Annotated in this window: 9 protein-coding genes and 1 pseudogene; 8 read left to right on the top strand and 2 right to left on the bottom strand. The window is 67.3% G+C overall.

Annotated features, from left to right (window positions below; all coding sequences use genetic code 11):
* Positions 1 to 18 precede the first annotated feature (18 nt).
* The 6 genes and pseudogenes from AC3FJ6_RS12430 to AC3FJ6_RS12455 all read left to right on the top strand — a co-directional run bounded on the left by AC3FJ6_RS12430 (position 19) and on the right by AC3FJ6_RS12455 (position 6,145).
* Positions 19 to 1,017, top strand: a complete 999-nt coding sequence (locus AC3FJ6_RS12430) for a hypothetical protein (protein WP_488772144.1) — start codon at positions 19 to 21, stop codon at positions 1,015 to 1,017.
* A 367-nt stretch (positions 1,018 to 1,384) separates the two neighbouring features.
* On the top strand, positions 1,385 to 3,622 hold the full coding sequence (locus tag AC3FJ6_RS12435; protein ID WP_488772145.1) for a TonB-dependent receptor: 2,238 nt from the start codon (positions 1,385 to 1,387) through the stop codon (positions 3,620 to 3,622).
* Positions 3,623 to 3,691: 69 nt separating this feature from the next.
* Positions 3,692 to 4,378: a Fe2+-dependent dioxygenase gene (locus AC3FJ6_RS12440; protein ID WP_488772146.1), complete on the top strand. Its 687-nt coding sequence runs from the start codon at positions 3,692 to 3,694 to the stop codon at positions 4,376 to 4,378.
* A gap of 2 nt (positions 4,379 to 4,380) precedes the next feature.
* Positions 4,381 to 5,457 (top strand): alpha-hydroxy acid oxidase, encoded by a 1,077-nt coding sequence (locus AC3FJ6_RS12445; RefSeq protein ID WP_488772147.1) that lies wholly within the window; start codon positions 4,381 to 4,383, stop codon positions 5,455 to 5,457.
* Between the two features lie 24 nt (positions 5,458 to 5,481).
* A pseudogene (locus tag AC3FJ6_RS12450) lies at positions 5,482 to 5,568 on the top strand (VOC family protein); the annotation flags it as partial.
* A 130-nt stretch (positions 5,569 to 5,698) separates the two neighbouring features.
* Positions 5,699 to 6,145 (top strand): CBS domain-containing protein, encoded by a 447-nt coding sequence (locus AC3FJ6_RS12455; RefSeq protein WP_488772148.1) that lies wholly within the window; start codon positions 5,699 to 5,701, stop codon positions 6,143 to 6,145.
* A 25-nt stretch (positions 6,146 to 6,170) separates the two neighbouring features.
* Here AC3FJ6_RS12455 and AC3FJ6_RS12460 read toward each other — a convergent pair whose 3' ends face one another.
* Positions 6,171 to 7,064, bottom strand: coding sequence for a sensor histidine kinase (locus AC3FJ6_RS12460; RefSeq protein ID WP_488772149.1), 894 nt, complete (start codon positions 7,062 to 7,064; stop codon positions 6,171 to 6,173).
* A gap of 237 nt (positions 7,065 to 7,301) precedes the next feature.
* Positions 7,302 to 8,216: an AraC family transcriptional regulator gene (locus AC3FJ6_RS12465; protein ID WP_488772150.1), complete on the bottom strand. Its 915-nt coding sequence runs from the start codon at positions 8,214 to 8,216 to the stop codon at positions 7,302 to 7,304.
* 240 nt (positions 8,217 to 8,456) lie between these two features.
* On the opposite strand from AC3FJ6_RS12465, the gene mnmH reads away from it, so the two are divergent.
* Together mnmH and AC3FJ6_RS12475 are read left to right on the top strand one after the other, a co-directional pair.
* A complete protein-coding gene (gene mnmH / locus AC3FJ6_RS12470) occupies positions 8,457 to 9,518 on the top strand; it encodes a tRNA 2-selenouridine(34) synthase MnmH (RefSeq protein ID WP_488772378.1) in 1,062 nt (353 codons plus the stop codon).
* Between the two features lie 89 nt (positions 9,519 to 9,607).
* Positions 9,608 to 9,874 carry a hypothetical protein gene (locus AC3FJ6_RS12475; protein WP_488772151.1) on the top strand — a complete coding sequence of 89 codons (267 nt, stop codon included), beginning with the start codon at positions 9,608 to 9,610 and terminating at the stop codon, positions 9,872 to 9,874.
* Positions 9,875 to 9,992 lie beyond the last annotated feature (118 nt).

A 9,992-nucleotide genomic window follows, 5' to 3' on the forward strand; every position in this document is an offset into this window, starting at 1 on the left:
GACCCCCCAATGGGCCGCATGACGCTTCCAGGATCCGGTTTCGTCCGTCGGCGCTGCCTGACTGCGCTGGCGGTCGTCGTGCTCGCCGTGCTGCTGTGGGGCGGCGCGGGGCCCGCGTATGCGCAGCAATCTCCCGATTTCCAGGTGGTGTTCGGTCCGGCCGTGCAGCGGCAGGCCAACGCGGTGCTGACCCTGATGAGCTTTTCGGTGGTGCCCGACCTGGCGTCGAGTTCGCTGTCGATCTCCAACGGGCAGACCGCCAACCCCGGCATCATCATGTCGCAGCTGGGCGGCGGCTTCACCCTCAGCAAGTCCACGCCGATCTATCTGGAAGGGTCGATCGCCTACAGCCGCTACGACCCCACGTTCGTGGCCTCGAACGGCACGGAGTCGCGCGAGCTGCCCACCCGCTGGAACACGGTAGCCGGCACCGTCGGTATCGGCTGGGACTTCCCGTTGACCGAGAGCAAGGAACTGGTGTTCCGTCCGATCTTCAATGCCTCGCTGGGCAATGTGTCCAGCGACCTGCGGCTGGCGCAAGGCTTCGTGAACCGCAAGACCGATCGCACCATCAACTTCCTCGACGGCGGATCGCTCAATGCCTATGGGCTGGGCGGCTCGGTGATGATCGACTGGGAACACTACCGGCCCGAGCACGACATTGACGTCGAACTGCGCTACACCAATATCCACCTGAAGAGCTTCGGCGGCTCGTCCGATGCCGTGCAAGGCTCGGCCATCGCCCAGACCGCCAACCTGTACGCGCGCTGGCGCGCCCCGACCGGCTATTTCGCAATGGATCGGCCCGTGCGCTATGTGATGGAGCTGTCGCACTCCCACTACCTCGGCGCGCAGGCCGGGGCGCTGGGATTCAACTACCTGACCACGCTCGGCCTGGGCCTGGAACTGGACACCACGGCGCACGAAGTCTTCGTCACGCGCGTGCGGGCCGTGGTGCGCTACGTGTTCGGCAACAACGTGTCCGGGGTGTCGCTGGGCCTGGCCGCCAGCTTCTGATCCCGCTCACCCCTCACGTCGCCCGCACACTCTGACTGGCTCGGAAACCTCCGAGTCAGTCATTCTTTGTGAAATTTTCGAAGTTCTCCGAAATATCTCTTCCGTCCCGATCTTCGATTGACCCACCGTAGCCGAATGGCTTACGTTGGCGCCCGTTGTTGAAGAAACACAGGCGCCGGGTCGGGTCATGTCGATGCCGAACACGCATCCGCCCGCCCATAGCCAGCCGTCGCCCCCAGCGACCAGCAAGCCTCCGCGTCACACCTACTCCGCCCCCCTTCGACCGCGCCCGCGCGCCTGTCGCCTGACAGGCGCAATGGATGCCCGCATCCGCCCCGATTGTTGTCGTCAACGCTGGAGTTCAGTTGTGCAGCAGAAAATCCTTTCGTCTTCGATCCGCGTACTGGTGTCCGGCGCGGCAAGCACCGGCACCGTCCTTACGATCACGGCGCTCCCACAGATCGCCCATGCCCAGCCCGCCGCGGTGCTGCCGGCGGTCACGGTGACCGGCAAGGGCATCGAGAACACCAACGAAGCGCCCACCGGCATCGCGCGGCTGCCCGATACCGTGAAGGAGACGCCCAAGACCATCTTTGTCCTGCCGCGCGACGTGCTGGAGCAGCAGCAGGTGAGCTCGCTGGAACAGGCGCTGAAGAACGTGCCCGGCATCACGGTGTCGACCGGTGAAGGCAATGGCGGCCAGAATGGCGACCAGTTCCGCATTCGCGGCCTGTCGGCCAAGGGCGATGTCTATATCGACGGCCTGCGCGACTTTGGCGCCTACCGGCGCGACATCTTCAACACCGAAAGCGTCGAAGTCATCAAGGGCCCTGCCGGCGAGAGCTTCGGCGTGGGCAATCTGGGCGGCCTGATCAACCAGACCTCGAAGAAGGCTGGCAAGGGCACGCGCACCAGCATCGACCAGAACTTCGGCGCCGGCCCCACGTACCGCACCATGCTGGATGGCAACTACCAGCTCGGCACGACCACGGCCGTGCGCGTCAACGCCATGTTCCAGGACGGCAGGACCCCTGACCGCGACCACGTGGACGACGACCGGCGCGGCCTGGCCGTGGACTTCGGCACCGGCCTGGGCACGCCGACCGAATGGCACCTGAACTACGCCTACCTGCACCGCAGCGGACCGCCCGACTACGGCGTGCCGATGGCACAGGGCACCGACGGCGTGTACCGGCCGATCACCGAGTACGACGTGCCGGGCCTGTCGCGGTCCACTTCGTACGTGCGCAACACCGATCGTGACACGAGTGATGCCCATGTGGTGACTTCCCTCTTGCAGACGGCACTCGGACATGGCATCACACTGAACAACGACACGCGCTTCAGCTACTACGACCGCGACTTCTCTGGCACCAACCCCGCGGGGGTCAACCAGGCCACCCTGCAGAAGCTGCTGGCTGGCGGCAACGCGCGGCTGCGGTACGGTGCGCGCGGCGGCATGACCTACATGCAGCGCGGCTGGGGCCTGCAGAACGTGCTGAGCGCCAGGGGCGAGTTCCATACCGGCAGCATCCGCCACCGGGCCATGGCCGGGCTCGACGCGAATTACCAGCGCGATCATCGCGACATCGGCAGCTGGACCGGCCGCCTGAACAACCAGACCATCGTCGATCCGGTCTTCGACGCCAGCAAGAATGCCAGCGTCAACTACGTGGCCACGCGCGACGCCAATTCCACCAACGTCGGCGTGTTCGTGAACGACCGCGTCTGGCTGACTGACCAGGTCTCGCTGCTCGGCAGCCTGCGCTGGGACTACTTCCGCAGCGAATACGAGACCAGCGCCTCGGCGGCGGGCGGCACGGCGGACTCGAAAAAGCTCAGTCCGGCCATCAGCGCGATCTGGGAACCGACGAAGAACGCCATGTTCTACGCGATGTTCTCGCGCTCGTACCGGCCGGTGGGAACCGACATCGCACTGGCCGTGGGCGGCGTGCAGACCGAGGTGCCCAAGGCCGGCGTCGCCAGCGAACCGGAGCGGTCCGACACTGTGGAAGTGGGGACCAAGCTCGACTTCCTCGACAAGCGCCTGGGTGTGACGGGGTCGCTGTTCCAGATCCGCAAGTCCAACGCCTACACGGTGGACCCGGTGACGGGCGCAGTCGCCAACGGCTTCTCCGACAGCGGCGAGGGGCGGCGCATACGCGGCGCGGAGGTGGGGCTGACCGGCAGGATCACCACGAACTGGTCGGCCAATCTGGCCTATGCCTACCTGGATGGCGAAGTGACATCGGCCTCCATCCCGACGCTGGTCGGCAACGTAGCACCCGGCGTGCCGCACCACAACCTGACGCTGTGGACGGCATATGACATTCCGCACGCGCTCGTGCCATTGCCGGGCAAGCTGACGGTGGGCGGCGGGGTGCAGTACGCGTCCGGCTACTGGGCGAATTCGGAAAACACGGGCCGCGTGCCCGACACCTTCTCGCTCGACGCCATGCTGGCCTACCGGCAGGGCAAGTTCCGGGCATCGCTCAACGGCTACAACCTGACCAACAGCCTGAACTATGCGTCGGCATTCCAGGCGACGCGGGCCGTGCCGGCTTCCGGCCGTACCGTGCTGCTCAACGTTGGCGTGACGTTCTGATCCCGCCGACACCGGCCGGCTCCCTCACTGTGGGTGGGAACCGGCCGTCCTCCCTGAGGAATCGCCACCATGCTGATCCGTATCCCCGATGTCCTGACCCCTGACGAAGTGCGCACGCTCAGGCGTCGCCTGGAGGCGTCGTCGTGGGTCGATGGCCGCATCACGGCCGGCGACCTGGCCGCGCAGTCCAAGGCCAACCTGCAGCTGCCGACGCACACCGCCGAAGCCCTGGAACTGGCCGACTTCGTCCTGCAGGCGCTGGGCCGCAGCGCCGCCTACCACTCGGCCGCGCTGCCGCTGCGCGTGCTGCCGCCGATGTTCAACCGCTACGAAGCCGGCATGACGTTCGGCACGCACGTCGACAACGCCATCCGCACCATGCCGGGTACCGGCGGGCTGCGCATGCGCGCCGACGTGTCCAGCACGCTGTTCCTGTCCGATCCCGACGAGTACGACGGCGGCGAACTGGTTATCGAAGACCTGTTCGGCACCCACGCCGTCAAGCTGCCGGCCGGACATATGGTGGTGTATCCTGCCTCGTCGCTGCATCGCGTCACGCCCGTCACGCGCGGATGCCGCTGGGCCTCGTTCTTCTGGGCCCAGTCGATGGTCAAGGACGACGGCATGCGCACGACGCTGCACGAACTCGACATGACGATCATCGGCATCCGCACCCGGCTCGGCGACGGCGACGAAGCGGTGCTGTCACTGGTCAACCACTATCACAACCTGCTGCGGCGCTGGGCCGAGCTTTGACGATGATTCCTGCCGATACCGTTTCCGCGCGCGACTATGAACGCCGCTTCCACGAACGCGTGCATCCGGCCATTGCCGCGTATATCGCCGGGTACTCGGCCGACGGTATCACCCAGCGCGACAACCTGGCAGCCTTCGAGCGCATCCGCCTGATGCCGCGCGCCCTGGTCGACATGTCCCAGGCGTCGGCGCGATCGGAACTGTTCGGCCGGCCGCTCGACTATCCGGTGCTGATCGCCCCCACCGCCTATCACAAGCTGGCGCATCCCGATGGCGAGCTGGCCACGGTGCATGCGGCGTCGCTGACGCGCACCTGGATGACGGTCAGCACGCAGGCCAGCGTCACGCTCGAAGACATCGCCCGCACCGCCACCACCACGTTGTGGTTCCAGCTTTACCTGCAGCCGCGCCGGGAAGACACGCTGACGCTGGTGCGCCGCGCTGAACAGGCCGGCTACCAGGCCATCGTGCTGACCATCGATGCGGTGGTCAATGGCATCCGCAATGTCGAGCAGCGCGCGAGGTTCCGCCTGCCCGACGGCATCGGCGCAGTCAACCTGGCTGACTTTCCGCCGCCGGAGGCCCACGACGCCAGCCACGGGAGCCCGGTGTTCCGCAGCATGCTGCGCCATGCGCCGACCTGGCAGGACGTGGCATGGCTGTGCCGCCAGACGGCACTGCCTGTCCTGGTCAAGGGACTGCTCAATCCGGCCGATGTCCGGCCCGCCCTCGATGCCGGCGTCGCAGGCATCATCGTCTCGAACCACGGCGGCCGCACGCTGGATACGGTGCCGGCCACCATCGACGCGCTGCCCGCCGTGGCGCAGGCCGTGAACGGTGCGGTGCCGATCCTGCTCGACGGCGGCATCCGGCGCGGCACCGATATCGCCAAGGCGCTCGCATTGGGCGCCAGGGCCGTGCTGGTCGGCCAGCCCGTGCTGCATGCGCTGGCCGTGGGCGGCATGCCCGGCGTGGCACACCTGCTGACGATGCTGCAGACCGAGCTGGAAGTGGCGATGGCCCAGTTGGGCTGTCCGCGCCTCGATGCGCTGGACGGTGCCGCCATTCAGCCGCGATAGACCAGGTTGCCACCCCCCAATCTCTTCTGCCGCGCACCGGATGGCGTGATGTTCGAGCTCAATACGCGCTCGGACGCCGCCCCCGAGTATCAGGGGACGTTCGACGACTGACTCCGCAAGCGGGATGCCCGCTTCAGTTCCCGACGGGCGCTGCCGTTATACCTACCGGGCATTTATCCCCGCGCATCCGCGCCGACCCCGTGCGGCGATGCGCGCCCGATCTAGCTGAACGGAGCCAGCAGTGAGTATTGACAGCATCATGTCGAAACAGGTGGCCACCGTGGTCTTCGATGACACGTTGGCAACGGTGAAGGACATCTTTGACGCCGCGAGCTTCCACCATCTGCTGGTGGTGGAAGACGGCAGGCTGCACGGCGTGGTGTCGGATCGCGACCTGCTGCGGGCCATGAGCCCGTTCATCGGCAGCAATGTGGAATCGGCAAGGGATCTCAATACCCTGAACCGGCGCGTCCATCAGATCATGTCCCGCCAGCCGATCACGCTGCGCCCGGAAGCCGCTATCGCCGACGCGATCGACCTGTTCCTGACGCACCAGGTGTCCTGCATTCCGATCGTGGACCCGCAGTTCCGGCCGGTCGGCATCGTGAGCTGGCGCGACATTCTGCGCGCGCTGCGCCCCGAGACACCGCAGCCAGCAGACGGCACGGCAGCCGCCGGCACTGCCTGATCGGTGTGAAAGCGCCCCGGCCGGCCTAGGCGGCGGCGCAGGCGGCGGCGTACAGCGGCAGGGCGACCGTCACCGTGGTCTGTCCATCGCCCGAGGCAGCGGCAATGGTGCCGCCGTGCAGTTCCACGATCGAGCGGCAGATGGCGAGCCCGATCCCCATGCCGTCGTCCTTCGTGCTGAAGAACGGTTCGAAGATCCTGGCCAGTTGCTCCGGTTCGATGCCACGGCCGTTGTCGATGACTTCGACCACGGCCATGCCGGCGGCACCGTGCCGCGTGCGCAGCGTCACCCGGGCAGTGCCCGGCGAGCCATCGCGCCTGGCCTCCACCGCATTGAGCAACAGATTGAGCATGACCTGCTGGATCTGCACGCGGTCGCCATGTACCGGCGGCAACGTTGTATCGAGATCGAGCCGCAGATCGACGCAGGCGACGCTGATCCGGCAATCGGCCAGCGGCAGCACCTCGCGCAGCGCGTCGTCCAGCCGGAAGGGCTGGGGCGGCAACGGTTCGCGGCGCATCAACGCGCGCAGGCTGCGGATCACGCGCTCGGCGCGTTCGGATTGCTCCTGGATGCGGCGGATTCCTTCGCTGACTTCCCCGGCCATCGGGGCGTCACGCTTCATCCAGCGTTCGATGGTGCCGGCTTCGATGCGGATGGCGGTCAGCGGCTGGCGGATTTCGTGCGCGATGGACGCCGCCAGCGTGCCCAGCGTGGCTACGCGCGACAGATGCACCATCTGCTCCTGCAGGCACTGGATGATGGCCGTGTCGCTGCGGCATGCGCCAGCGTCCGCGCCGGCACCGCTCAGGTTTTCCTGGATACGCCGCTCGATGGCCTGTGCGACGTCACGCACCATGCGGATGGCGTCCAACTGGAATGCGGCGGCGTCCGAGGGCGGGTCGCTTTGCGGTGTCACGGCGGCATCTCCAGTTGGCAACAATCCAGCGCCGCCGGCGGCCGGGGCAGAAAGCTCGTGGCTTCCGGCGGCGCGCCATGCGGCAGTCAGACGCAATCTACGACACGCCTCAGGAATTGACTTGTCGATTTGTGCCGCGCCTTGTACGTCTGTGCCGCATTGCCGCGCTATACGTGCCTGAAATGCCACCGAGGCGACCCCGCTGCTTCGGCGGCCCTTGGGCAGCCCCGCCTTCTGTCAGCCGAGATAGCGGCGGCGCCAGAGGCCGGGCGCCATGCCCGTGTGCCGCGTAAAGACGCGCGTGAAATGGCTCTGGTCGGAAAAGCCGCAGGCCACGGCGACCTCGGCCAGTGGCACGGCGGCGTCCCGCAGCAGCGCGCAAGCGTGTTCCACCCGCTGGGACTGGAGCCACTGATAAGGCGTCTGCCCGGTGGTATCGCGAAAGGCGCGCGTGAAATGGCTGCGTGACAGCTGGCAGGCGTCGGCCACGTCGGCAATCGACAGGTCGCCGTCGAGCTTGGCGGCCAGCAGTTCCTTGGCGCGGGCCACGCTGCGTGGCGACAGCAGGCGGTTGACCCTGCGCGATGCCACCGGCTCGTCGCCATACTGGCTGACCAAATGTACGCCGATGGTCAGGCTCAACTGGTCGATGAACAGCCGGCACGCATGTTCGGGATGGCTCAGCGCCGGCACCATCGCCTGGGCAAGGTGCGCCAGCACGGGGTCGGGCTGACCGGCGGTCTCTCGCAGGGCGCGTTGACGCACACGGCCCATCTCGCTGCTGGTGCGCTCGATGAAGCTGCGCGGCAGCTCCATCAGGATGAAATCGAAACGGGTCTGGTAATCGGCTTTGTAGTCCTCGGACAGGCTGCGGACGTAGATGTCACCGGCCGCGAAATCGTGCGTGCGCGCGTGGCGCCCGGCAATGATGCGGCGGCGGTGGCCGGCCCCGAGGGCGATGCCCGCCACAAAGCCGCGCTCGGCCGCCGGCATGGCGATCTGGCCCGACTGCAGGCGCGCGCTCTTGCGATAGAACTGGATGTCACTGCCCGCAAGGGCCTGGTCGGCGCCGAGCTTGTCTGCGGAGCAGCCGAACGTATCGACCGGACCCGGCGGGACCATCGGGACGGAGGTGGTTTGGGTTGTCGACATGGCGAAAGTCCGCGATGAATCACGATGATGCCGCCTGATTCTTACCAGATCCTTGCAGAAGCAGGCCGGCGCAGCATAGCACGCAGGCTGCGCCCACTGCCTGGCGTCCCCGCCGGCTATCGCACCATTCCGGGGCGGCGTCCGGCAGCCAGATCTTCTGATCTTCTGTCATCCCGGGCGGCCCCGGTTGGAGTAGGCTTCATGCTTGAGCCATTTCCCAGCCCGCACTGCCCGTCCTTCATGAAGCCCTTTGTGCGCGTGGATGACCGCCACGCCTTCGACACCATCATCGACGCGCGCTCGCCGGCCGAATTCGAGATCGACCATATGCCGGGCGCGATCAACTGCCCCGTGCTCGACAACGAGGAGCGGCGCATCGTCGGTACGCTGTACAAGCAGGCCGGCGCCTTCGAGGCCCGCAGGCTGGGCGGCGCCCTGGTGGCCGCCAACCTGGCCCGCCACCTGCGCGGCCAGTTTGCCGAGCGCCCGCCTGACTGGCGGCCGCTGGTCTACTGCTGGCGCGGCGGGCTGCGCAGCGGTGCGATGACCACCTGGATGCGCATGGTCGGCTGGGACGCCCAGCAGCTCGGCGGCGGTTACAAGTCGTGGCGGCGGCATGTCATCGCCACCCTGGACACCCTGGCGCCGCAACTGCCGCTGGTGGTGATCTGTGGGGCTACGGGAAGCGGCAAGACCCGCGTGTTACAGGCCCTGGCAGCCCACGGCCAACAGGTGGTCGATATCGAAGGGCTGGCGCGGCACAAGGGATCGCTGCTGGGCGCGCTGCCGGGCGTGCCGCAGCCCTCGCAGACCCGTTTCGAGACGACACTGGCCGACGCCATCGAACACATCGACCTGTCCCGTCCGCTGTTTGTGGAAGGCGAAGGCGCGCGCATCGGCCAGCTCAACCTGCCGGTGCCACTGGTGGCGCGCATGCGCGACAGCCTGTGCCTGGAGATCGACGTGCCGTTGCCCGCCCGGCTGGCCTTCCTGCTGCGTGACTACGCCTACCTGGGCGACCGTCCGGAATGGCTGGCCGGGCAGCTCGGACGGCTCAAGGCGCTGCATGGCAAGACCACCGTCGATGCCTGGCAGGCCATGGCGCGGGCCGGCAACCTGCCGGACCTGTTCGCCGAACTGGCCACCCGGCATTACGACCCGTCGTACGCGCGTTCGCAGCGCAGGCATTTTCATCGCTGGGACGATCGCATGACCATCGCGGCGGACACCCTGTCGGCCGACGGCATCGACGCGCTGGCGGCCGCCATTGCAGAGCAGGTCGGCGCGCGCTGGCCGGGGTAGATACCGCCTGCATCACACCGCGCCGCCGCCCCGCGCCCGGAACGAAAGATGCGAGACCTCGCGCATAACGGATCAACCGGAAGGCTGCAATGGATCGCATGCGGTATAGCGATGACGACCTGGAGGCGCAACGGCAACAGGCCCTGATCGAACGAGACATATTCCCGGTGGACCACCGGATACAACGCCTGCGCCGCGAGATTCGCGCACGGCTGCGACATTTGCGCCTGCTGAAGCGGAAAGGGTATCCGGTGGCGCATTCCGAGCGGCTGCTTGGACTGATGTGCCGGACGCTGGCCGTGGACCGCGCCTATCGGCGCGCGATGATGAAGGCGATCCGGGGCCGCCTCCGATAATTCACGGTCGCCCCGGCCACGCGGCGCTTCCATGTAAGCCCTACAACCGACCGGCAAATATGGGGGCCGGCGCCACACCGGCCGGCGGCCTGTCTGCCCCGCGCCGCTCTGCGAATCC

The organism is Cupriavidus sp. 94F1 (assembly GCF_057798875.1).